This is a genomic window from Aphanothece hegewaldii CCALA 016 (assembly GCF_003007785.1).
Lineage (GTDB): Bacteria > Cyanobacteriota > Cyanobacteriia > Cyanobacteriales > Microcystaceae > Chroococcus > Chroococcus hegewaldii.
This window is the reverse complement of sequence record NZ_PXOH01000044.1, coordinates 1-23,876: the sequence shown is the minus strand read 5'-3', so window position 1 is coordinate 23,876 and position 23,876 is coordinate 1. Positions and strand designations below refer to the sequence as shown.

At 38.1% G+C, this 23,876-nt stretch carries 16 protein-coding genes and 1 tRNA gene; 9 read left to right on the top strand and 8 right to left on the bottom strand.

What is annotated here, in order from left to right:
* Nucleotides 1-20 precede the first annotated feature (20 nt).
* The 4 genes from C7H19_RS22700 to C7H19_RS22685 form a co-directional block, all read right to left on the bottom strand.
* Nucleotides 21-458, bottom strand: a complete 438-nt coding sequence (locus tag C7H19_RS22700) for a HetP family heterocyst commitment protein (RefSeq protein ID WP_181280712.1) — start codon at nt 456-458, stop codon at nt 21-23.
* Nucleotides 459-537: 79 nt separating this feature from the next.
* On the bottom strand, nt 538-2,184 hold the full coding sequence (locus C7H19_RS22695; RefSeq protein ID WP_106459193.1) for a beta-barrel domain-containing protein: 1,647 nt from the start codon (nt 2,182-2,184) through the stop codon (nt 538-540).
* A gap of 334 nt (nt 2,185-2,518) precedes the next feature.
* A complete protein-coding gene (locus C7H19_RS22690; RefSeq protein WP_106459192.1) occupies nt 2,519-5,569 on the bottom strand; it encodes an ABC transporter transmembrane domain-containing protein in 3,051 nt (1,016 codons plus the stop codon).
* Between the two features lie 525 nt (nt 5,570-6,094).
* Nucleotides 6,095-10,021 (bottom strand): PAS domain S-box protein, encoded by a 3,927-nt coding sequence (locus C7H19_RS22685; RefSeq protein ID WP_219907722.1) that lies wholly within the window; start codon nt 10,019-10,021, stop codon nt 6,095-6,097.
* Nucleotides 10,022-10,351: 330 nt separating this feature from the next.
* On the opposite strand from C7H19_RS22685, the gene aspS reads away from it, so the two are divergent.
* Together aspS and C7H19_RS22675 are read left to right on the top strand one after the other, a co-directional pair.
* A complete protein-coding gene (gene aspS, locus C7H19_RS22680; protein ID WP_106459207.1) occupies nt 10,352-12,139 on the top strand; it encodes an aspartate--tRNA ligase in 1,788 nt (595 codons plus the stop codon).
* 503 nt (nt 12,140-12,642) lie between these two features.
* Nucleotides 12,643-14,295 carry an acetolactate synthase large subunit gene (locus C7H19_RS22675; protein WP_106459190.1) on the top strand — a complete coding sequence of 551 codons (1,653 nt, stop codon included), beginning with the start codon at nt 12,643-12,645 and terminating at the stop codon, nt 14,293-14,295.
* 40 nt (nt 14,296-14,335) lie between these two features.
* Here C7H19_RS22675 and C7H19_RS22670 read toward each other — a convergent pair whose 3' ends face one another.
* A complete protein-coding gene (locus C7H19_RS22670) occupies nt 14,336-15,508 on the bottom strand; it encodes an LptF/LptG family permease (protein ID WP_106459189.1) in 1,173 nt (390 codons plus the stop codon).
* Nucleotides 15,509-15,790: 282 nt separating this feature from the next.
* Between C7H19_RS22670 and leuB the strand changes: the two genes are divergently transcribed.
* Entirely contained in the window at nt 15,791-16,876 is a 1,086-nt protein-coding gene (gene leuB, locus C7H19_RS22665; protein ID WP_106459188.1) for a 3-isopropylmalate dehydrogenase, read from the top strand.
* Between the two features lie 99 nt (nt 16,877-16,975).
* On the opposite strand, the gene C7H19_RS22660 is transcribed toward leuB, so the two are convergent.
* Nucleotides 16,976-17,062 (bottom strand) — tRNA-Ser (locus tag C7H19_RS22660).
* A 69-nt stretch (nt 17,063-17,131) separates the two neighbouring features.
* Between C7H19_RS22660 and C7H19_RS22655 the strand changes: the two genes are divergently transcribed.
* The 5 genes from C7H19_RS22655 to C7H19_RS22635 all read left to right on the top strand — a co-directional run bounded on the left by C7H19_RS22655 (nt 17,132) and on the right by C7H19_RS22635 (nt 21,716).
* The gene (locus C7H19_RS22655; RefSeq protein ID WP_106459187.1) at nt 17,132-17,500 is read left to right on the top strand and encodes a 2Fe-2S iron-sulfur cluster-binding protein; all 369 of its coding nucleotides are present in this window, start codon (nt 17,132-17,134) and stop codon (nt 17,498-17,500) included.
* 3 nt (nt 17,501-17,503) lie between these two features.
* The gene (locus C7H19_RS22650; protein WP_425428928.1) at nt 17,504-18,346 is read left to right on the top strand and encodes an inositol monophosphatase family protein; all 843 of its coding nucleotides are present in this window, start codon (nt 17,504-17,506) and stop codon (nt 18,344-18,346) included.
* Nucleotides 18,347-18,381: 35 nt separating this feature from the next.
* Nucleotides 18,382-19,317: a J domain-containing protein gene (locus tag C7H19_RS22645; protein WP_106459185.1), complete on the top strand. Its 936-nt coding sequence runs from the start codon at nt 18,382-18,384 to the stop codon at nt 19,315-19,317.
* A gap of 21 nt (nt 19,318-19,338) precedes the next feature.
* Nucleotides 19,339-20,577: an ATP phosphoribosyltransferase regulatory subunit gene (locus C7H19_RS22640; RefSeq protein ID WP_106459184.1), complete on the top strand. Its 1,239-nt coding sequence runs from the start codon at nt 19,339-19,341 to the stop codon at nt 20,575-20,577.
* An 80-nt stretch (nt 20,578-20,657) separates the two neighbouring features.
* On the top strand, nt 20,658-21,716 hold the full coding sequence (locus tag C7H19_RS22635) for a potassium channel family protein (protein WP_106459183.1): 1,059 nt from the start codon (nt 20,658-20,660) through the stop codon (nt 21,714-21,716).
* A 31-nt stretch (nt 21,717-21,747) separates the two neighbouring features.
* Here C7H19_RS22635 and C7H19_RS22630 read toward each other — a convergent pair whose 3' ends face one another.
* Nucleotides 21,748-22,089, bottom strand: a complete 342-nt coding sequence (locus C7H19_RS22630; protein ID WP_106459182.1) for a XisI protein — start codon at nt 22,087-22,089, stop codon at nt 21,748-21,750.
* Between the two features lie 44 nt (nt 22,090-22,133).
* A complete protein-coding gene (locus C7H19_RS22625) occupies nt 22,134-22,490 on the bottom strand; it encodes an element excision factor XisH family protein (RefSeq protein WP_106459181.1) in 357 nt (118 codons plus the stop codon).
* A gap of 725 nt (nt 22,491-23,215) precedes the next feature.
* On the opposite strand from C7H19_RS22625, the gene C7H19_RS22620 reads away from it, so the two are divergent.
* Nucleotides 23,216-23,782 carry a GNAT family N-acetyltransferase gene (locus tag C7H19_RS22620; RefSeq protein WP_245927718.1) on the top strand — a complete coding sequence of 189 codons (567 nt, stop codon included), beginning with the start codon at nt 23,216-23,218 and terminating at the stop codon, nt 23,780-23,782.
* The last annotated feature ends 94 nt before the right edge of the window (nt 23,783-23,876 follow it).

Here is a 23,876-nt window from a genome sequence, read left to right as displayed (position 1 = left end):
CACATCAAAAAACTTAACTTTTAAGAAAACCAGCGACAATAACCCCCTTTAATTTCCTGAGCTTGCTCGTCAAGTTCCTTAATAACCTTTAAATCTTCAATCTTTTTTAGGGAATGCTCTGATAAACAAAAATCGACATTTTTTTGCTCATTAGTAGAAAAAGAGTCAACTTGTTTAGATTGATCTTGAGATCTAGCATCTGCCGTTGGATGGGGGATACCCGACTCAGAGGGTTTATGATTTAAGCAATTATCTTTAATCAGTCTGTTATAGGTTCGATAAGGAATATAATGAAGCGGATTGTAACCAGCAGAGCGTAAAATTAAGACGCAAGCCCAAGAGTATTTTCCATCCAAAATCGCCTCGACAATCTGTTCAAATTGTTCATTTGTCATGGCTTTATCTTGTTTCGTCTGATGATAAGAATGATTAAATTTTAAGGAAAATGACTGGCTCATGGTGTAATCCCCTCCGAAAGTTTAGATTAAATCGAGCAAAATACAGATCACAATCAAATGCTCTTAAAAACTGGTTAATTTACAGTTTGATCCCATCGTTTTGTATTTTCCGAATTGGCTCAAGCACAACGTCAATAATTCGCTGACGACGAGTAATAATATCTGCGGTGGCGGTTTGTCCGGCTTTAAAACGGACTTGCTGATGTTTTTCGGTGATATGATCCGCTTCGAGTTGAACCTCGACTCGATAGACTTGCCCTAGCTTCTCATCGGGTTTAGTATCTTCAGAAACCTTAGTCACTGTACCCGCAACGATGCCATAATCTTGATAGGGATAAGCATCGAGTTTAATTTGTACTGGCATTCCTAGCTTCACGAAACCCGCTTCTCGGTTGGGCAGAACAGCCGAAAGAACTAAGGGGACATTATTTGGAGCAACTTCGGCAACAATTTTACCCGCATCAATGACCTCGCCAGGGTTAATGTCTTCTAAAGATAAAACAACACCACTCACTGGAGCTTTGAGATATCGATTTTTGAGTTTAGCTTGAGCGCTGGCTAAAAGATTTTCAGTTTCTTTGACTTTGGCTTTGAGTTGAGTCATTTCTACAGCTAATTGCTGTTGACGTTGTAAAGACTCTAGCTGAATTTGTTTAGCTTGTGCTTGTTTTTGTAGTAATTCGGCTTGCAATTGTTCGGCTTCTTTGAATGCCGTCGCTAGATTGCCTTGATTTTGTGTGATTTGAGCCTCTAAGCTTCGTAATGATTGATCAGCTTGAAAAAGTTGCTCATGGGTAGATGTGACTTCTTGGAGTTGATTTTGGGTGATTCTTTGTTGTGTTTCTCGTAAAGCTTGCTCGGCTTGAAAAACATATTCTTGTGAAATCGCGCCCTCTCTTGCTAGTGGTTTTAGGCGAGCAATTTGCTCTTTTCGTGCTAATTCTTCGTTTTGTAGTTGTTGGTTGTGTTCTTTTACTTTGAGTAATAGCGGTTGTAAACTGGCTTTTCTAGTTTGGTAGGCGGATAATTCCGCTTGTTGCTGTAGAAGTAGTTGGCGAGATGTTGCCGCTTTTTCTTTAGCAAGTTCGATCACCGAGTATTGCCCTTGTGCTTCGGCTGCTGCGATCGCTGAATGGGTTTGAGCTTCTAGTTGAATTTTTTCGAGTAGAGCTTGTTTTTGTGTTTGCTCAAGCTGATAGCCTATGAGCATTTGTTGGAGTCGCTCTACTTCTTTTTGTGCGAGTTCGGTATCAAATTCTACTAAAATTTGTCCCGCTTTGACTTCATCACCTTCTTTTATTGCAACATAACTCACTTTACCCAATTCGAGGGGCTGAATTTTGTAAGTAGCTCCTTTTGGAACTAATTTTCCTTGGGCGTGACCTACTTCTTCGATGCTACCTAACCATACCCAACTTCCCACCAACATACAGAAAGCTAAACCGCCAATAATGAGACGTTGCGGAAATGTTGCAGGAGGTTGATCTAAGAGAGAATGGACTGAAGGAGACCATCGAGTAGTGATTTCATCATTTGCTTTTTGAGGAACCGCTATCCTGAAATCTGATGGAGCAGAACCTGCTACACCTCCATAAATCGAAGCTGGATCATCTACTGAGCGAATATCTTCTGGTAATTCATCTAATGAAGATGTGAGATGAGAATTAGAGTCTGAGCGAGCTAAAAGGTGAGAATTATGATACGATGTGTTGTTGTAATTGCTCATGGTTTTATCCAAAAATAGGTCTACTTTAAATCAGGCAAATCAACGCGGTTTTAAAAAGCTATCTTTGTGAAAATTGAGTTACTAGATGATTGCGGGATTTTTTAGCTAAAACAACAATTAATCAGGAAATTAGGGAAGAAAATCAACAATTACTGAGCCTATAAAGTTGATTATGGTGATTAATGTTAATAAATTCTTTCATCAAATTTTAGCTTTTAGACAGTCGATAAACTTGCCAAACTGGCATTTTGTCTGAGAAAAATTTGAAAAAATATTAAGTTTAGTTAAGAAGATAGTTTTAAGTTTATCGATATTTAAGACATCATCAAAAGTGTTAGAGTTCGAGTTGCTGTCGAGCCAAATAATAATAAAGTCCTTGTCGTGCAATCAATTCATCATGTGTGCCTTGTTCGGCAAGAATTCCCCCATCTAAAACTAAAATTTGATCGGCATGACGAACGGTTGAGAGACGGTGAGCAATAATAAAAATGGTTCGATTTTGACTCAGACGAGCGAGATTTTGTTGAAAACGTCCCTCTGATTCTGTATCCAAAGAGCTAGTAGCTTCATCTAAAATGAGAATCGGCGGATTTCCCATTAAAGCACGTGCGATCGCAATCCGTTGTCGTTGTCCTCCAGATAAATTAGCTCCTCGCTCTCCTACTTTGGTATTGTAACCAAGGGACATTGTTTGAATAAATGGATGTGCTTGGGCTAGTTTAGCGGCTTCTATGGCTTGTTCTAGAGTATATTCAGAGCGATAAAGGGTAATATTTTCTAAAATCGTTCCCGAAAACAGAAAACAATCTTGGGGAACAACACCCAATTGAGAACGCAAAGATTGAGGAGAAACATGACGAATATCATGTCCATCAATCCAAATCTCACCGTTATTGGGTTGATATAATCTTTGCAGTAATTTAACAAGTGTGGTTTTTCCCGACCCACTTCGACCAACAATGGCGATCGTTTGACTGGTTTTAACTTCAAAAGAAATATTTTGTAGGGTATTGTTTTGAGAACCCGTATCATAACTAAAGGTAACATTTTCAAACTTGACATGACCTTGTACTGGTGGCAAAATTAGCAAAGGTTTATTAGGATTTTCTTCGGGTTCGCTATCAAAAATATCGTTGAGTCGCTCAACGGAGATAAGAACTTCTTGCAGTTCATCCCAAAGTCTAGCTAAAGAGAGAATTGGACTGAGAACTTGACCAATTAACATATTAAAAGCCACAAATTGACCAATCGTAAGTTGTTCTTGAATGACCAAAGTGGCACCATACCAAAGCAAAGCAGTACTACCCACAGAATTGATTAAACCACTAGCGGCCTGTAGATTAATGCCTAGTTTTTGGCTCCGAAATTGGGCATTTAGATAATTGGTGAGTCGATCTTCCCAACGCCAGCGTAATTCTCGCTCGGATGCTGTGGCTTTGACGGTGCTTATTCCGGTTATTGTTTCCACGAGGGCGGAATTTTGCTCAACCGACTGATTGAAAACTTCTCGTGAAATCTGTCGCAACAAAGGCGTAGCCCCAAAGGTCAAAATTAGAATGGGTGGAATTAATGCAATTACGAGTAGTGTGAGTCTCCAGTTGTAATAAAACATTAATCCCAAATAAATAAAACCCATCAAAAAATCTAGCCAAGCTAAAACCACTTGATTGAGTAAAAACCTCTGAATTTTCTGATTTTCATTGACTCGTGTGATGATGTCCCCAACATGACGGGATTCAAAAAATTTAAGCGGTAACATCAGGGTATGGCTGATAAAACCACTGATCATCGTCAGATCGAGTCGGTTTGCTAGATAACTGAGTAAATACTGACGAACGGAGGTTAAAAGCAGACTCCAGATGCTAAAGAGCAAAACACCAAAGGCAAATACATTGAGTGTGGTTAGACTTTTATTAACAACGACGCGATCGAGAATAATTTGAGTAAATAGGGGTGAAATTAAGCCAAAAACTTGAATCAGAAAAGACGCAATTAAAATTTGCACTCCCAAGGAACGATAGGGATACAGTAAATTGACGAATTTTCCTAAAGACGTTTTTTGCTCTTTAAGTTCTTCTAAGCGTTCTGTCGGATCGAGTAATATGGCATAACCAGACCAATGGGTTAAAAATTCTTGTTTTTTGATGAGCTTTTTGCCTAATGCTGGATCGGCAATTAAGATCGAGTTTCCTTGAATTTTGTATACAACCACATAGTGATCACCGCGCCAATGAGCAATCCAAGGATTTTTCTGTTCAATTAGACTACTTAAACTCGCTCGTACAGGTCGAGATTGATATCCGATGCGTTCAGCAGCAAAGGCGAGATTTTTTAAGGAAGCTCCCCCTCGTCCCACTTCGGTTAAATTCCGCAAAAAATTAAGGCTAATTCGCTTGTTCCAATATTGGCTAATCATGGCTAAACAAGCTGCACCGCAATCGGCCGAACTTTGCTGGGCGATGAATGGATATCTTTGCCAAAAACTAAAGCGACGTTTTAGGGGTTTAGGAAAATTAACCTCTAAAGTTTTACTTTGCGGGATGTCGGCAGTTTTAACAGTTGCAGTTTGTTTACCATTGGAGTTGGGTAAAATATTTTTCATTTTTACCCCATGATCGGATTTAGTTAGGTTAGGGATTATCGCTTGGAAGGTTTCCCAATGTTGTCTAGGAAGGTGATAGAGCGCAACATCGGTTTGAGCAGTCCACTGTGATAGGTTGGTTTCTGGATAGTCCCACGCCTCGCCAATAAAGAGCGATCGATCTTTTATTTTTCCATTTCTTAACCAAAATCGACCAGATTTCCCTAAAAGTGCTTTTTCGAGAGGGGTTCCGGCGGCGATTTGTTTTTCTTCTAAGGTTGGAAAAAAAGTCTGTAATTGATGACTTGGGAGCGATGATATATCGGTTAAGGTTTTAAAAAAGATTAGGCGTTGTCGTTGTTGGGTTGCTGTCTGCCACTGCTCTTTAAGTTCGGGTAATGATTTTAGCCACGATTGTAGATTTTCTCGGTTGATGGTGGCGACTTGTACTGAGTTCACGGCAACGGCACGATAGGGTAAAACAATGGACTCAAATAGCTCATCTGCGCCAAAAATCTCTCCTTGAGTGAGTAATTGTATTGATTTTTCTCGTTTTTTTTGGTGAGCGAAACTCAGTAAGCGAATTTGTCCTAATAAAAGCAAATAAAAGGATTCTGTTGTCGGAAATGTGCTGATGATTTCCCCTTGCTTAAATTCTCTAATTTCAAAAGATTTGCTAAATTTTGTCAGTAAAAGTTGATGATTGAAATTATGAGTTGAATTCTGCAATAACCATTCGATTAGCAATGATGAGGCATCAGCAATCACATTGGGTAATTCTTGCTTTTCTTGTTTAAATTTCATTGTTACAAATCTCTTGTTTAGCGTTTTTTAATACTCTTGAACTATCTATATAACGCTATCTTGTCTATATAGATGCAAAAATGGTTAGGGATTTGTTAGGAAATTTTAACTTTTATTGAAACTTTTATAACGATTTTTCTTTCTCTTGTCAATCTAACTCAAGATTCAGCAATATTAATTAACTTAATTCCCGCTTTAATATTTATACAAAAAGACATTATATTGAATAAATTGTAAATATTAAGTCAGAGAAAGAGTTAAACGACTTTTATCCAAAATTATTCGGAGATCTTCTATTATTTAGCACTTTTTAGCTTATCATTTTTTCCTAAAGCTTATATTTATTATTAGAAAAATCTAGCTTAAATGATGCTAATTGATGCGTTTTAAACATCATTTGGCTGTATTAGACTTTTCCTGAAACGCCCTGCTAGACCAATATAGTAAATTACTCTGGTTTAATGTGAAGAATAATTAAGAAGTTCAAGACAAGTTTAATTCATCCAGCTAAATCTTAAGAATTATTTAGATCGCTCGATCTTGTAAAAAGCGTTTGATGTATTGAGCATTCATTGGGGGAGAAAAAAAGTAACCTTGTCCAGACTCACAACCTAATTCTTTAAGTTTTGTAAAATTTTCTTGTGTTTCTACTCCTTCTGCGGTAACTTCAACGCCTAAATGGTGTGCTAGATTAATAATTGCTTCAACAATTTCTAAATTTTCGCTAATTTCATTCATGCGACTAACAAAAGAGCGATCGATTTTGAGTGTATTAACGGGTAAGCGATGGAGGTAACTAAGAGAAGAATATCCCGTCCCAAAATCATCAATACTAATTGAAATCTGTCTTTCTCTAAGTTTTAGTAAAGTATGAATTGCGGTTTCGGGATTTTCCATCAAAAGACTTTCGGTAATTTCGAGTTTAAGACAACTACCGCTTAAGTTTGTTCGCTCAAGGATACTATCAATAGTTTGAAGTAGATCTATTTGTTGAAGTTGTCGAGAAGAAACATTAACACTAATTTGCAGAGAATTAATTTTTGGAAATTCATTTTGCCATTCTTTAAGTTGACGACAAGATTCAAATAAAACCCATTCACCTAAAGGAACAATTAACCCGGTTTCTTCGGCAATTGGGATAAATTCACCAGGGGAAATCAAACCTTGTTCGGGATGTTGCCAACGGACTAACGCTTCAAAACCAATTAAGGTTAAATTTTGAAGACACATAATTGGCTGATAATAAACTAAAAATTCTTGACGATCTAGAGCAACCCTTAAACTTGTTTCTAATTCTAATTGACGACTAATTCTGACGTGCATTTCTGGAGCAAAAATCGCATAACGAGCTTTACCACTTTCTTTAGCTCGATACATAGCTAAATCGGCATTTCTGAGCAAATCGATCGCTTCCAGATTAGCTGATGAATTAAATGTAATACCAATACTCGCCGTAACAAAAATTTCTTGTCCGTTTACAGTAAAAGGAGATTCGAGAGTTCGACAAATCCGTTGGGCGACAATTACTGCTTCTTCAGTTTCTCGAAGTTGCTCCAAAAGAATAATAAACTCATCTCCACCGAGTCGAGCTATAACATCGCTGTTACGGATGCAATCTTTTAACTTGTAGGCGATCGCAACTAATAATTGATCTCCCACCAAATGCCCTAAACTATCATTAACAATCTTAAACCGATCCAAATCAACAAAAAGAACCGCAAACAAATAATTTGGCTCCTCACAAGCGCGTTGTAAACATTGTTCGACGTGTTCCATCAATAAAACTCGATTGGGTAAACCTGTGACAGAATCGTGTAGAGCATCATGACGTAATCTTTCTTCTGCTTCTTTTCGTGCGGTAATATCAATTGCCATCGATATTACTTGTCTACGTCCATCGGGAAGAGTTCCGAGTGGTGCTGAACTAAAATTCCAGATACGTTCTTTACCTGCTGCATCTTTAATTAAAAACTCTCCTTCTTCAATGCGACAATCAATTGCATAAAGTTGATCGATCACGGTTCGCGCCATTTCTTTTCGTTCACCGTAAGCTTTTTCCGTCCAATCGGCTATAGTGGGGATCTCTGCATGAGTGTAACCGCTTAATTCTGTCCAAGTTTGATTGATTTGAATGACTTCGCCATCTTCTGCATGAATAATAATCGGTAATGGAGCATCTGTAATGGAGCGTCGAAACCTTTCTTCACTTTGGGCTAAAGCTTTTTCGGCTTCAATTCGTGCTGTGACATCTTTAGCCATAGTCATTATAGCTTCTCGGCCTTCAAAGGTAATTACAGTCGCTACAATTTCAACAATAATGATTTCCTTATTGCGTTTGATGTGTTTCCACAAACCGTAATTATAATGATTATTTGAGTTGGGTTTAATTTCTTGAATACTTTGATGCAATTTAAGAACATCATCTGATGGTCGAATATCTTCGATCGTCATCTTCAAAAATTCTTCATGAGAGTAGCCATAATGACGAATTGCTGCTTCATTGACTTCTAAAAATTTGAGGGTTTCTAGATCAAAAACCCATAATGGATTCGGATTAGCCTCAAACAGAAGACGGTATTTAGCTTCTGATTCTTTTAAGGCTGCTTCCATGCGTTTTCGTTCTGTGATATCTTGACCAATACCAACGCGAGAACCATCGGATAAACGAACATTCGCCCAAGTCGTATCAATTGTACTGCCATCTCGGATCGTCATGTGGAAATCTTGCCATATTCCCTCAGCTTTTTCAATAAATTCTGTTGTTGCTTGATAATCTTCTGGATTAGGATAGCAAAGTGATATTATGTCTAGATTTCTGGCTTCTTCTAGCGTCCATCCAAGGGTATTTTTCCAAGCTTGATTGACCCAGCGAAAGTTATGATTAGGAGTAAAATAGTTAATCATAATGGGAATATGATCAACAATACTTTGTAAGAGTTCTTTTTGTTGTTCAATAATAGCTTCAGTTTTTTTGCGAGCGCTTACATCTAAAATGAGAGAAAAAATCGAAACAAGTTGGCCTTCTGCGTCTAATAAAATTGAGTTATACCATTCACAATCTAAAACTTTACCGTCTTTAGTATAGTTACGGTTACAATGAAAACTACGCTGTTTTTTATTAATCATTAAATCAAATGCGATTTCAAGTACGCTTTGCAAATCCGCTTCATAAACAAACTTCCATTCTTCCCAATGTAAACCAATAAGTTCTTCTGCTTGCCAACCAAAGATCTTTTCTGCTTGAGGCGACCAATATTTTACTTTACAGTTATTATCCCATTCAATCACTGCGAGTGGCGTGTTCTCGAAGTGAAAAGTTAATTGTTGATGGGCTTTTTCTAAAGCGATTTGGGCTTCTTTATAATCGGTGATATCGATAGCTAATCCTTCGATGATAATTTCATTTTCGCCTATTCTTCGACCCATAGAGCGATCATAAAACCAGTGCCATTTTCCTGTTGCATCTTGGACTCGGTATTCCACCTCAAAATCTTTTCCTTGATAAATCTCTCTTACTATTGGTGTAATTCGTGCTTGATCTTCTGGATGTATTGAATTATTCCATAACCAAGGATTTTCATACAAATAACTTAGAGGATATCCTAATACTTCAACGACATGAGCCGAATAATAAATCCCGCCTCGTTGATTGGAAAATTCATAAATAATTGCTGGTGAAGCTTCAACTAAACGCCGATATCGAGATTCACTTTCTTTTAAAGCAGTTTCTTGAAGTTGAATTTTTTTCAGATTTTCTTCAATTTCTTGAGTTCTCTGTTGAACTCTTTGTTCAAGTTCTAGATTAAAGGCGCGTATTTCGGCTTCTGCTGCGAGCAATTTAGTAATATCCCGTCCAACTGCCTGATATTCAATAATTTGATTTTCTGTATTAAAAATTCCTCTGTTTGTCCATTGATGCCAACGAATTTCCTTATTTAAAATAACTCGATGTTCATGGGTTACGATGGGCTGTTCTAAACAAATTGATGCAATATTTTGCGCGACTTTTTCTTGATCTTCTTCTGGAATAAGCGGGAAAAAAGTATGATTAATTAATTCTGATGGTTCTTTTTGGAAATATCGACAGTAAGCATCATTAACAAAGGTTAAGGTTCCATTTGGTAAAAAACGACAAACTAACTCTGTTTGATCTTCAATAATTGCACGATAACGAGCTTCACTTTCCCGTAGTTTTTTTTCAATTTGTTGTAGATGACGATAAGAACGGTTCGAGATTAATCGACAACCAATAGCAATCGTTACAACGAGACCTAAAACACCACCCAAAATCAATGAATAGCGTTGCTGTTCATCAATTTGTTGCTGTTGTGGCTCTATTTTTAAGGTTTTTGTCGTAAAATCAAGAGGTTTTCGGGATTGAATCTGATTGGAAAAATTACCTATAGATTGACTCAAAACCTTTAGGGATGGTTGTTCAATGATTGATAACATTGAAGTAAGAATTAGACAAAAGAACCAAATGAGTTTGATTTGATTGATTTTCCCCATTGAGTAAAGCTAAAATCCAAGCAGACTGAGTTGAATTAAGGGCATTGCTCGCAAGCAAAGGAACAGTTATCCTCTCAATATTACCTAACTTTATGGCAAAACAATTCAATTTTTATTAAATATTATGGAACAAAACTCCATTTTTGGGGAATGAACAGGAAAGAGATCGAACAGAGTCGCCAAAATGCTATTCTTATGGGCAGTGCGTCAAAATCTGGTTATTCTAGAAATACTACGGATTGTATTATAAGCAAAGTTTATCGATTTAGAATCATGCGAACTCATTATTGTGGCGAACTGAGAGGAATTCATACTAAAGAAACTGTAACCTTATTTGGTTGGGTTGATCGACAAAGGGATCATGGAGGAGTGATCTTTATTGACTTACGCGATCGCACTGGAACTATACAAATTGTCAGTGATCCACAACGAACCCCCGATTCTTACACCGTAGCAGAAAGCATCAGAAATGAATATGTGATCAAAGTGACGGGAAAAGTTAGTCAACGTCCTGATGAGTCTCTCAACCCAAAAATAACAACAGGAGAGATCGAAGTCTATGCAGAACAGATCGAACTCCTCAACGCGGTACATAAACAGTTACCTTTTGTCGTCTCTAGCGCAGATGCAGAATTAGTTAGAGAAGATGTTCGTCTCAAATATCGCTACTTGGATCTTAGACGAGAAAGTATGAGTCAAAATCTGCAATTACGTCATCAAGTTGTTAAAGCGATGCGTCGTTTTCTGGAAGACGAAGAAAATTTTATTGAAGTAGAAACCCCGATTTTAACTCGTTCTACCCCCGAAGGTGCGAGAGATTATTTAGTTCCTTCTCGTGTTAACCCCGGTGAATGGTACGCGCTACCCCAGTCACCCCAGTTATTCAAACAACTTTTGATGGTATCGGGTATGGATCGATATTATCAGATTGCGCGGTGTTTTCGGGATGAGGATTTACGGGCCGATCGTCAACCCGAATTTACTCAACTCGATATGGAAATGAGTTTCATGTCTTTGGATGAAATTTTAAATCTAAATGAGTCTTTAGTCTGTCATATTTTTAAAACGGTTAAGAATATTGATTTACCTCGTCCATTTCCTCGTTTAACCTATGCAGATTCGATGATGAAATATGGATGCGATCGGCCCGATACTCGTTTTGGTTTAGAATTAGTCGATGTTTCTGATGTGGTCAAAGATTCGGGATTTAAAGTATTTTCGGAAACGGTCAAAAATGGCGGTAAAGTGAAAATTTTACCGATTACTAATGGCAATGATGCGATTTCTAATGTACGGATTAAACCAGGTGGAGATTTATTTAATGAAGCTACAGCCGCCGGTGCAAAAGGAATCGCTTATATTCGTGTTAGAGAAAATTATGAATTAGATACAATTGGTGCAATTAAAGATAATTTAACATCGGAGCAAAAACAGGAAATCCTCAACCGTACAGGGGCAAAACCAGGACATTTATTACTTTTTGGTGCGGGCGATCAAGATACGGTGAATAAATCTCTATGTCGCTTACGTCTAGTCATTGGTGAACTGATGGGTTTGATTGATTCAGAGAAGATTAATCTACTTTGGATTACTGACTTTCCGATGTTTGAATGGAACCCAGAAGAAAAGCGTTTAGAAGCTTTACATCATCCTTTTACTGCACCAAACCCAGAAGATATTAATGATTTAGCGAATGCTAGAGCTTTAGCTTATGATATGGTGTTTAATGGTTTAGAAATTGGCGGAGGAAGTCTCCGAATTTACCAAAGAGAAATTCAAGAAAAAGTATTTGCTACGATTGGATTAACTCCCGAAGAAGCTGATAGTAAATTTGGTTTTCTTTTAGAAGCTTTTGAATATGGAACACCGCCACATGGTGGTATTGCTTATGGTTTAGATCGCTTGGTGATGCTGTTAGCAAAAGAAGAATCTATTCGAGATGTTATTGCTTTTCCAAAAACACAACAAGCGCGTTGTTTATTAACAGATGCTCCTTCTTCAGTTGATACAAAACAGCTAAAAGAATTAAATGTTGCATCGACTTATAAACCAAAATCATAGTCTGAAAATTAGATGAGGGTAGGGTCAACAAAACCCTACATTTTGTCTATACATTCAAAGAAAAAATAGGTAAAAATATTGTTAATATTACATCCAGAGAAATCGTAGAGAAGCGATATATCGCGTCTTTACAAATAAATTGTAGGGGCTTGGTCGCCAAACCCTGTATTTAATACATACCAATATGTAAAAAACTGATGATTTTTTTGCGATTACTGCATAAGAAAAGAGAAATAATTTATTATCAAGATCAAACGTTCTAAGTATTAATCTAGATCCCAATCAAAAAAAATATTAAAAAATAAATCAATTTGCTCCTACTCAAAATGACTTTATTAGGTCAGAATAGAAATAGATAGATTTTGTCAAATATTTAGGGAACTTTGGAAAATTCATCCACGATCAATAACCCGACGGATTAGTTGTCAGACCGACTTTTCTGTCGGGATACGCTATTAGATAAGGAAATTGAGCAACGGTGAATAAAGCCTGGAGTATAAATCATGGGGGAACTAAACACAGCCGAACTCCTAGTTCAGTGCTTAGAAAATGAGGGTGTTGAATACATCTTTGGACTACCTGGGGAAGAAAACTTACACATTTTAGAAGCGCTAAGAAATTCTTCAATCCAGTTTATTACAACTCGTCACGAACAAGGGGCGGCTTTTATGGCCGATGTTTATGGACGGTTGACTGGAAAAGCGGGGGTTTGTCTTTCGACTTTGGGTCCTGGAGCAACCAATTTAATGACGGGTGTTGCAGACGCTAACTTAGATGGTGCGCCACTTGTAGCGATTACTGGACAAGTTGGAACCGATCGAATGCACATCGAATCACATCAGTATCTCGATTTGGTGGCGATGTTTGCTCCAGTGACGAAATGGAATAAACAGATTGTGCGTCCGAGTATTACGCCAGAAGTCGTTCGTAAAGCCTTTAAAACCGCCCAAAGCGAAAAACCGGGGGCTGTACATATCGACTTACCCGAAAATATCGCCGCAATGCCAGCACTAGGACGACCATTATCGATCGATAGTCAAGAAAAAACCTACGCATCCTATCGCAGTCTAAGTGCTGCTGCTAACGCGATTTCTAAAGCCAAAAATCCGCTTATTTTAGTCGGAAATGGCACGATCCGGGCTGGTGCAAGTGAAGCTCTAACCGAGTTTGCGACGGCGCTTAATATTCCAGTGGCTAATACTTTTATGGGTAAAGGTACTATTCCTTATACTCATCCTTTAGCGTTATGGAGTGTGGGACTACAACAGCGTGATTTAATTAGTTGTGCTTTTGATCGCAGTGATTTAGTAATTGCGGTTGGGTATGATTTGATTGAATATTCACCAAAAAAATGGAATCCTCAAGGGAATATTCCGATTATTCACATCGGGATGAAAAATGCTGAAATTGACAGTAGTTATATTCCTTTGGTAGAAGTGATTGGAGATATTACAGATTCACTATTAGATATTCTAAAACGGGCCGATCGTCAAAATAAAGCAACGCCAGTCACAGCAGCATTACGCAGTGAAATTGTTGATGATTATGAGTTTTATTCTAATGATCAGGGTTTTCCGATTAAACCGCAAAAATTGATTTATGATCTACGGCAAGTGATGGGGCCAGAAGATATCGTTATTGCTGATGTTGGCGCACATAAAATGTGGATGGCGCGTCATTATCATTGTGATACTCCTAATACTTGTTTGATTTCTAATGGTTTTGCGGCGATGGGAATTGCGATTCCTGGTGCGATCGCGGCTAAACTGGTACACCCCAATAAGCGTGTTGTCGCGGTGACTGGGGATGGTGGTTTTATGATGAACTGCCAAGAATTAGAAACTGCTTTGCGCGTCGGTACACCTTTTGTCACCCTTATCTTTAACGACAATGGTTATGGGTTGATTGAATGGAAACAAATGAATCAATTTGGTCATTCTTCCTTCATTAAATTTGGCAACCCCGATTTTGTCAAATTTGCTGAAAGCATGGGTCTAAAGGGCTATCGCGTTGAATCTGCGGCTGATTTAATTCCGACCCTAGAAGAAGCATTTAAGCAAGATGTCCCCAGTGTAATTGATTGTCCCGTTGATTACGCCGAAAATCTGAAACTCTCTCAAAAATCAGGTGACTTAAGTTGCCAAGTTTGGCAGTAAATTTAGTTGATGAAAGAGACGTGTTGTCTTGCGTCTCTATTTATTTTCTTTCACTGATTAAAAAACCTGCTAGGATTAAACCAAAAATATTCGGTAGCCAAGCTGCTAAAAAGGGCGAAATTGTCCCGATTAAACCAATACTACCCGTAACAAAACCAAATACATAATAAGCGAAAACAATTCCCACACTTAAACCGAAGCTAGTTCCTCGACTAATATTTCCAAAATTCGCTCCTAAAGCTGCCCCAATTACACCAAAAACAATACAGACAAACGGAAAAGCTATTTTTTGTTGTATTCTGACTTCAAATATTCTAACTTTTTTCTGATCGCCACTCAATTGTAAAATTTTTGTATATTCTTTAGCTTGAACAATATTCATTTCATAAGGATTTCGTCCTTGACTTGCAAAATCAAAAACCGCTTTAGGAAATTGTAATTGTTGATGTTCAAAAGGAAAAGCTTCACTATAAGACGCATCTGGGGCAATTTGATAAATCGTTCCATCAAAGAAATCCCAAGTATTTTTTAATGAATTCCAAGATGCCGAATCTGAAATGACGATTTGATCTAAACGTTGTCCGATCCATTTTATAATCGTTAAATATTTCATTTCTTTTCCGTTAAATTGTTCGGCATAAAATAAACTTCTTAAGGTTCGGATGGTTTGACCATCAGGTAAAATAATATTTTCATAGTCGGGATAAAAAATATCTTTGGTTTGTCGATATTCGTGTTCTTCTTTAATGGACGTAATTAAAATTGATGTGGCTTGATAATTGGCAGAAGGTACGACTAATTCTGTACATAAAAAAGTAATGATAGTCACCATTAAGCTTAAAATAAAGGCAGGAAAAATCAGACGACGTAAACTCGTTCCACAACTGCGAAAAGCAATAATCTCACTATCATTGCTCAACCTTCCATAAGTCATTAGTGTTGATAAAAGAACAGAAATAGGCAAGGCATAAGCCACAAATTCAGGAACTTTTAATAATAAAATTTGTAGAGCGGCCAAAAGCGGTAAATTAGAATCAGCAACTTTATTAGCTAAATCTGAAAGATTACCAATAGCTACTCCCAAAGTTGATAACAGTCCTACGCCAAATAAAAAGGTAGGGATTAATTGGGATAGGATATAGCTATCCAGGATTGTTAAACCCCCTGGCATTGATTTAAGAATAGTAACTAGCCAGTTAGAAACCTTTTTCATTGCGTCAAAGACTTTCTCCTTCTGAAAAAAGTTGCTTTTAAAGAATATCAACTGAGATTTTTGCTCTTGTATTAAAGTCCAAGATGATCGTACTCAGGGAGTGTGACAATTGGCAATTCAATTTCAGTCTTATTTAAGAGTCTACGATCGATGATACCTGAGTTGCCAAACATGGGTGATCAAAAAGACTGATAAATCAATCGACCGCTTATTCTAAACTCTTTAGCCACAAAAGCCGTAAGATAGTAGATTGTCCTTTTCAGATTAAATCGAGAAACAACTATGACTCAGCAATATCGTATCACCTTACTCCCCGGCGATGGTATTGGCCCCGAAATTCTAACCGTCACTGTAGAGGTGCTTAAGGTCATAGGGAAACAGTTTGATATTACCTTTGAATTTCAAAAAGGTTTAATCGGCGGTGCGGCAATTGATGAAACCAGCGAACCTTTACCCAGCGAGACTTTAGAACTTTGTCGTAATAGTGATGCGGTGCTTTTGGCGGCCATTGGGGGTTATAAATGGGATAATTTACCCCGTCTACAACGCCCTGAAACGGGTCTTTTAGGATTACGCGCCGGACTGAATCTTTTTGCGAATTTACGCCCTGCTACGATTTTACCCCAACTGATTGACGCTTCGAGCCTGAAAAAAGAGGTTGTAGAAGGGGTTGATATTATGGTAGTTCGAGAACTGACGGGCGGCGTTTATTTTGGTCAACCCAAAGGCATTTTTACCACCGAGACGGGCGAAAAACGTGGGGTTAATACGATGGCTTATACTGAGACGGAAATTGACCGTATTGCTCATGTGGCCTTTGAAGCAGCCCGTAAACGTCGCGGTAAACTCTGTTCAGTCGATAAGGCGAATGTTTTAGATGTTTCTCAATTATGGCGCGATCGTGTAATTACTATCTCAGAAACATATCCCGATATTGAACTGTCTCATATGTATGTCGATAATGCAGCGATGCAGTTAGTTCGCAACCCGAAACAATTTGATACGATCGTCACAGGCAATTTATTTGGAGATATCTTATCTGATGCAGCAGCGATGCTAACTGGTAGTATTGGGATGTTGCCGTCTGCGAGTTTAGGTTCCACTGGGCCTGGTGTATTTGAACCTGTACACGGTTCCGCCCCCGATATTGCAGGACAAGATAAAGCAAACCCACTGGCACAGGTTTTGAGTGCTGCTATGATGTTACGCTACGGTTTAAATGAAGCCGCCGCCGCCGATAAAATCGAACAAAGTGTTTTAGCCGTACTAGACCAAGGTTATCGTACTGGCGATATTATGTCCCATAGCATGAAATTGGTTGGATGTCAAGAAATGGGTGATGTTTTGTTGAAAGTCTTAGAAAGTTAATATTAGGGTTTGGTTGCAAAATTCTTTCAAACTTAGGATAGAAATACCAAACCCAGTACAAAACCAAAACAAACAATTCACTCTTACTCGCTTTCATTACGGAGAGAGAGGGATTCGAACCCTCGTTAAAGTTACCCCTAAACAGCATTTCCAGTGCTGCGCCTTCAACCGCTCGGCCATCTCTCCTAGTAGGGTCACGATCATTCATTATACAATAAAGTTACTATAATTCAAAAAAAATTTTCTTTTTTACTCATGCGCCAGTTTTATCAAATCAAAATCCATAACCGTAAAACCGAAGAATATTACACTATTCCAGTTCCAGACGATCAATACATCTTGCACAGTATCGAAAATCTTGGCTATGATTTACCGTTTTCTTGCCGTAATGGAGCTTGTACCACTTGTGCAGTAAGAGTTTTAGATGGAGACATTAAACAACCAGAAGCGATCGGGCTTTCACCCGAATTAAAAGATAAAGGATACGCGCTGTTGTGTGTGAGTTATCCCTGTTCAGACTTAGAAGTGGAAACCCAAGACGAAGACGAAGTTTATGAGCTTCAGTTTGGCCGCTTTTTTGCTAGAGGAAGAGTTCGATTTGGTTTACCCTTAGATGAAGACTAGATGATGAATACAGCCACCGAGTTAGAACGTTATTTAGATATCGCCACCGAAGCCGCAACCGCCGCCGGAGCAATTGTTTTAGCCAACTGGGGTCAGGTGAACAAAATTCAAGAAAAAGGTCGCTCTGGTGACTTAGTAACCGACATCGATCATCAAGCCGAAAAAGAAATTCTTAAAATTTTAAATCGTCATGTGCCACATCATGCAATTTTAGCCGAAGAATCGGGAATAATAAGAACAACCGACAATAACTATCTCTGGGCGATCGATCCCCTAGACGGAACAACCAACTATGCTCATGCTTATCCAGTGGCAGCCGTTTCGGTAGGGTTATTGATCGACGATATTCCTCAAGTAGGAGTCATTTACAATCCGTTTAGAAACGAACTGTTTCGGGCGGCTACAGGATCTGGTGCAACACTAAACCGTCGTCCGATTCAAGTTTCTCAAACAGACAAACTCAGTCAAAGTCTGTTAGTTAGCGGATTCGCTTACGATCGCACAGAAACCACCGACAACAACTACGCTGAATTTTGTTATCTAACCCATCTAACTCAAGGTGTGCGTCGCAGTGGTTCAGCTTCTATAGATTTAGTTGATGTTGCCTGTGGACGTTTAGATGGATACTGGGAGAGGGGAATACGCCCTTGGGATGTTGTTGCAGGAATTGTCATTGTTCAAGAAGCAGGAGGCACAGTTACAGCATATGATGGTAATCAGATCAATCTAGAAGAAGGTAGAATTTTAGCGACAAATGGTTATCTTCATTCCAGTCTGAGTCAAGCATTAAAAGAAGCCTCTCAATGGCAGATCAAGTTTGACGAGCCAAGCGTTAGGTCAATTTAGTAGAAGGTGGTTTTCAGCAAGCAGGACAATATCCTATGGCTTTTCCGATTCAACAGGGACTATTTCAATTTGATATAATCGACCATTACGCAGTATTGGGCGTTCCCCTTGATGCTGATTTCAAGGAAATTCGTCAACGCTATCTCAAAATCGCCTATCGACTCCATCCAGATACCTGTCGGGCTAAAAATAATGTGGAAAAAGAACGGGCAGGCCAGTTATTCTCTAAATTAGTTAATCCAGCTTACGAACAATTATCGAGAGAACAATCACGCATCGAATATCGCTTAATTATTTCTCAGATCGGTAAAGGTGTAGCCCAAGATACAATTAATACAACCATTATTACTGAACCCGCGAAAAAACTTGCACAAGTTAATAAAAATGTTGAGACGGCTTATCAAAAACTCTTGCAACCTTTAGCCGTTGATGAATATTTGATCCTTGATGGAGTATATCAAAAAATTGCTCAGATTAGCGAACTGAATTTAGTTTATCTAATGTTTAGTGAAGGGCAAACCCAGAAAAAATTAACCACGCCAGCTTATGTGGGTGCAGCAGCGATGGCGACTTCATCAACCCAAGCGACGACTATCACGCAAGAACCGTCCAAAATACCCGATGTAGAAACGGGAATTACTTCTTATATACGCCGCGCTCAAGACTCTCTATCAATGGGAAATTATGCTCAAGTCATCTTAGAAATACGAGATGCTCTTAAACTAGAACCCAATGACAGTACTTCTCATGCCTTACTTGGACTCGCTTATTTAAGACAAGATCAAACCTCGATGGCGCGAGTTCATATTAATCAAGCAATCAAAGCAAACCCACAAGATCCGATCGCAATTGAGAGCAAAAAAGAACTCGATCAACTCCTCAACCCTAACATTGAAATGCTTGGTAGTAAATCCAAAAACGCCAAAGGTCAGAAGAACTTCTGGACACTGTTTAATGGTAAAAAGAAATAAAGACCATTTTGACTTTTTATAATGATTCATCAAGCTCCGTCCGGTGCCAGAGATTTATTACCCCTAGAAGTGACTCAAAAATCTTGGATGAACGATCGCATACAAGAGATCTTTCAACGGTGGGGCTATCAGCGTATTGTTACCTCTAGTATTGAATGGCTTGATACCCTCATCGCAGGTGGAGCCATTGAACGTTCTACCGTCATTCAACTCCAAGAAACCGCAGAAGGAGCATTAGGTTTACGCCCCGAACTAACGGCATCCATTGCCCGTACCGCCGTTACTCGAATGAGTGATCATTCACATCCGCAACGTCTTTGTTATCGTGCTAACGTTTTTCGCAATCCGCCGACGGGACATCATGGACAACAATTAGAATTTCATCAAGCAGGTGTAGAACTTCTGATGCGGGGCGGTGTATTAGCGGATGCAGAAATTTTACTTTTATTAGCGGATTGTTTAGAGCAACTCGGTGTACCCCAATGGCATCTCCTAATAGGGGAAGCCGCCCTCACCCGTTCTTTACTCGCTCCGTTTCCAGTTCCTCTACAACAACAAGTCCGTGACTGTTTAGCCCATTTAGATTATGTTAGTCTAGAAAACTTAGCTTATCCGAGTGCAGCTTTGCGAGAACATGGTTTACTATTATTTAATCTGCGTGGCAAGCCAGCCGATGTCCTGCAAAAAATCCTCAATCTTGATTTAGATGAATCGGCACAAGAAGCAGTAAGTAACCTCAAATCACTTTTAGAAGTAGTAGAAAATAGCTTTGCTCAACGGAGTACACAAAATGCGATCGCTTTTCCTTTAGTCTTAGATCTCTCTCTTTTACAAACCTTTGATTTTTATACGGGAATTATCTTTAAAGCTGTTAGTTATACCGATCAGCAACTCCGCATTTTAGGACAAGGTGGACGCTATGATCAATTATTAAGTGTGTATCATCCTCAACAAGAATCCGCCCCAGGGATTGGCTTTTCTCTTAATCTAGAAGAGTTGCACACTTGTTTACTCTCAACGGGAATTTTACCTCAACAAACACCCGCTTTAGATTGGTTAGTGATCCCTCAAACAAAAGATGCAGAAATAGCCGCTTTTATTCATGCCCAAACCCTCAGAAAATCCACAGAACTTATAAGAGTTTCCCTCTTTATTGGGGAACGTTCCGAGGATGGGATTCGAGAATATATCCAGAATATTAGAGTAAAAAATCTAGCTTGGGTTCAAGCCGATGGACAAGTTATTATCGAGACGATCTAGCATTCTAGAATACTTCCTTAAATCAAATTAGAGAATATGATGATCTAGATTTTATCTTTTCGTTTCGGAGGGCGCGAAGCGTGCTAAGTTCGCTCCAGCGTACTGCACTGGGTATTATATTTTTTCTCGCTACTGTTGTTGGCGCGACAGTCGGCTATATGTTGTACGGCTGGAATTTTTTAGATTCTTTTTATCAAGTCATTATTACGGTTTTTGGGGTAGGATTTGGGGAAATTCGACCGATTAATACACCAGGACTTAGAATCTTGACTATACTGGTAATTATTTGTGGTACAAGTTCAGCCGTTTATGCAGTCGGTGGATTTTTTCAAATGATCACCGAAGGTCAAATTAATAAAGCTTTAGCATCAAGACGTATGAATCGAGAAATAGAATCGTTACGAGATCACGTTATTATCTGTGGTTATGGTCGTCTGGGACAAATTTTAGCTCGAAAGTTACAAGAATCACAGCAACCATTTGTCGTCATCGATAACAACTCTGACCGAATTTTGCAAGCCGAAGAAAAAGGCTATTTAATTTTAGAAGGAAATGCCGCCGATGAAAATATTCTACACACCGCAGGAATTCAAAAAGCGAGGTATTTAACTACTGTTTTACCAGATGATGCTCTTAATGTTTTTATTACTCTAACGGCTCGTGAACTGAATTCTAATTTAATTATTATCGCTCGTGGCGAGTTACCCTCTACTGAAAAAAAACTCAAGTTAGCTGGTGCTAATCAAGTTATTTTACCCGCAACCATTGGGGCTGAACGAATGGCACAAATGATTACTCATCCTGCCGCAATTGATTTTCTTGACGAAGCCGAAGGAAGACGCAATCTTAATGAATTACTCGCACAAATTGATCTCAAATTAGAAGAACTTTCTATAACATTAAATTCGCCTTTTGTCAATAGACCTATTAGTGAAATGGAAATAGGAGGACAAGGAGCATTTGTTATTGTTGCGATTCGTCAACTTGATGGAAAAACGGTACTTCATCCCTCACACTCGTTTATTCTGCAAGATGGTGATACGGTAATACTTTTGGGGCATGAAGGCGATTTACCGCAATTTGCCCGACGTTTCTCGATGAAACGAACTGGATTAACTTATCGTGGCACTACTTTTTAAAAACTTTTTTGAAATAATTATAAAAAAATTTTTACATCATAGCAAACTCAGTAAATTTGCGAGTTTTGGGGTCATGAAAAGCTAAAACAATATCTTCTTTAGAAACACCTTCTCTTAATAAGTCGGTAGCGATTCCTTCTTCTGTCCAATCTTCTTCTATATAAATTTTATCGTTTTTAAGGCGAACATGAACGGAAATTCCCTTAATTCTTTCTTGCGGTGTCCAACCTACTTGAAACCATAGATATTGATCTCTTTTTTCGTCAAAAGCTAGTAGCATTTCTACATCTGGAGGACAAGCTTGAGAAAACTGTTGATGATATTCTGTTAAAATTTTTTGAATGAGTGAACGATAATAGGTTAATTTATCCATTGGGTAATTACCTCCCTATCTGTATCGACAATAATCAATTTAAGCTAGTTTTCATTAACAATAATGGAAATGGTATCGTCAAATTTGGATTGATACACAAGTTGGCTAAGAGCTAGATAAATTTCATGCTCAGGGGCAGTTTTTGTGAGAAAATTACGGTAGATGATATACTGACCCACTGCTCTTTCTAAATCATAAATAAATGAGCGACTGATAAAGCTTTTAACTTCAATAACAATTTTTTCGTCTCCTCGCTGTGCAGCTAATGAACGTTCAGCACCAATATCAGCAACCAGTCTTAATTGTTTATAGATAATATAGTAAGGATCAGCCGTAATTGTCCAACCATCTTTAATTAAAGCATTTTTAACAGCTTCATGGTAAATATTCTTTGCTGGCATTATCCTTTTTAGAATGATTTTGGGGAATATGTTTATTGTAGGCTATGGGATATAAAATATATTTAATTATTAACAATTAGTTTTAAAAAATTATCTAAATCAATAATGGACAAATCATACAACAATGTTTTATATAGAGCTTTAATTAATTAAAAAAAAGCTATAAAAAGAATGTAATCGTAGTACAAAAATGCACGGTTTAAATGAATTACAAGACCCAATTAAATGTTTAAAGATGTCTGGGGCAATAATATAAACATACTTAAAAATACAAAATTAAAGTATAAAAAATTTTGTTAGATTATTTTTTTAATAAAAGTAAACCAGCTTAATTGAAAAATTTGCTATTTTAATAATACCAAAGCCGTCATAAATTACATTTTTAAACTTATATAGGTATTTGGCATCCAAATCCATTGTCAACAGTATTCAGTAAGCAGTACTTCAGCAACACTAATCCAGTAGGAATTTATTAAATTACGGACAAAGTATGACAGTCTTGTTAAGGAGCCTCTCTTGATTTCAGAGTTTGTCGGTATTTGTCTAAATTTTTTCCAAGGGTTTTGTTCTGAGGACTATAATAAGAAGCGTACAATTTGGGAAGACTATAAATAAATAAGGTTATTTCCTTGCTTAATAAAATCCTTTTGTGTCCTTTTTTAAAACAAATTTTTAACCCCAGTGTAAAACCTGTGTCTAAATCGTGCCAATTAGAGAATAGCCAAGTGCAATCCAGTTTTGCACTCAAAATTCGGATCGCTCAACCGAGAGATCTTAAGGAATTAGTTGAAGTTCTCTCTCGTAGTTTTTATCCGTCTCAAACAACGATGCTTGGGATACAACCTCTGCTCAGATTGGGTATTACAGAAGATATCAGAGGGCGTATACGTTCTGAAAAACCAAACTATCGTTGTTTAGTCGCTTTTACGACTCCTACCACTTTTCCTAACACCCCCAGAACTTTAGTCGGAACCGTCGAACTCGCTTTGCGAAATCAAGTGATGGCTAAACAAATACCTTATATCTCTAATTTAGCTGTTATTCCTGAATATCGTCGTCAAGGGATTGCCAGACAATTATTATTGAGATGCGAACGAATTGCCCGCGAATGGGGATTTAAGGAATTATCTCTACATGTTCTCGAAAATAATTTAGCAGCACAGCAACTTTATTTTAGTAATGGCTATAAACTGCAAAAAATCGAGCATAGTTTGAGTAGTTGGCTTTTTAAACAACCTAAACGATTATTTCTCGCCAAAGAGATCGAAAATCTTGAGCAATGCTGTGATTAAGAGCTTATATCTATGGACTGGAGTTTAGACTATGACAAAATAACCCAGTCTTGTTTTTGGGCTAAGATGTTAGCAATTTGGCTAAAAATTGGGT

Bases quoted from the DNA above. Each gene is read 5' to 3' on its own strand.
- C7H19_RS22675 (WP_106459190.1), top strand. From the start codon at position 12,643: ATGGGGGAACTAAACACAGCCGAACTCCTAGTTCAGTGCTTAGAAAAT.
- C7H19_RS22685 (WP_219907722.1), bottom strand. From the start codon at position 10,021: ATGTTATCAATCATTGAACAACCATCCCTAAAGGTTTTGAGTCAATCT.
- C7H19_RS22625 (WP_106459181.1), bottom strand. From the start codon at position 22,490: ATGCCAGCAAAGAATATTTACCATGAAGCTGTTAAAAATGCTTTAATT.
- leuB (WP_106459188.1), top strand. From the start codon at position 15,791: ATGACTCAGCAATATCGTATCACCTTACTCCCCGGCGATGGTATTGGC.
- C7H19_RS22650 (WP_425428928.1), top strand. From the start codon at position 17,504: ATGAATACAGCCACCGAGTTAGAACGTTATTTAGATATCGCCACCGAA.
- C7H19_RS22690 (WP_106459192.1), bottom strand. From the start codon at position 5,569: ATGAAATTTAAACAAGAAAAGCAAGAATTACCCAATGTGATTGCTGAT.
- aspS (WP_106459207.1), top strand. From the start codon at position 10,352: ATGCGAACTCATTATTGTGGCGAACTGAGAGGAATTCATACTAAAGAA.
- C7H19_RS22695 (WP_106459193.1), bottom strand. From the start codon at position 2,184: ATGAGCAATTACAACAACACATCGTATCATAATTCTCACCTTTTAGCT.
- C7H19_RS22700 (WP_181280712.1), bottom strand. From the start codon at position 458: ATGAGCCAGTCATTTTCCTTAAAATTTAATCATTCTTATCATCAGACG.
- C7H19_RS22630 (WP_106459182.1), bottom strand. From the start codon at position 22,089: ATGGATAAATTAACCTATTATCGTTCACTCATTCAAAAAATTTTAACA.
- C7H19_RS22655 (WP_106459187.1), top strand. From the start codon at position 17,132: ATGCGCCAGTTTTATCAAATCAAAATCCATAACCGTAAAACCGAAGAA.
- C7H19_RS22670 (WP_106459189.1), bottom strand. From the start codon at position 15,508: ATGAAAAAGGTTTCTAACTGGCTAGTTACTATTCTTAAATCAATGCCA.
- C7H19_RS22645 (WP_106459185.1), top strand. From the start codon at position 18,382: ATGGCTTTTCCGATTCAACAGGGACTATTTCAATTTGATATAATCGAC.
- C7H19_RS22640 (WP_106459184.1), top strand. From the start codon at position 19,339: ATGATTCATCAAGCTCCGTCCGGTGCCAGAGATTTATTACCCCTAGAA.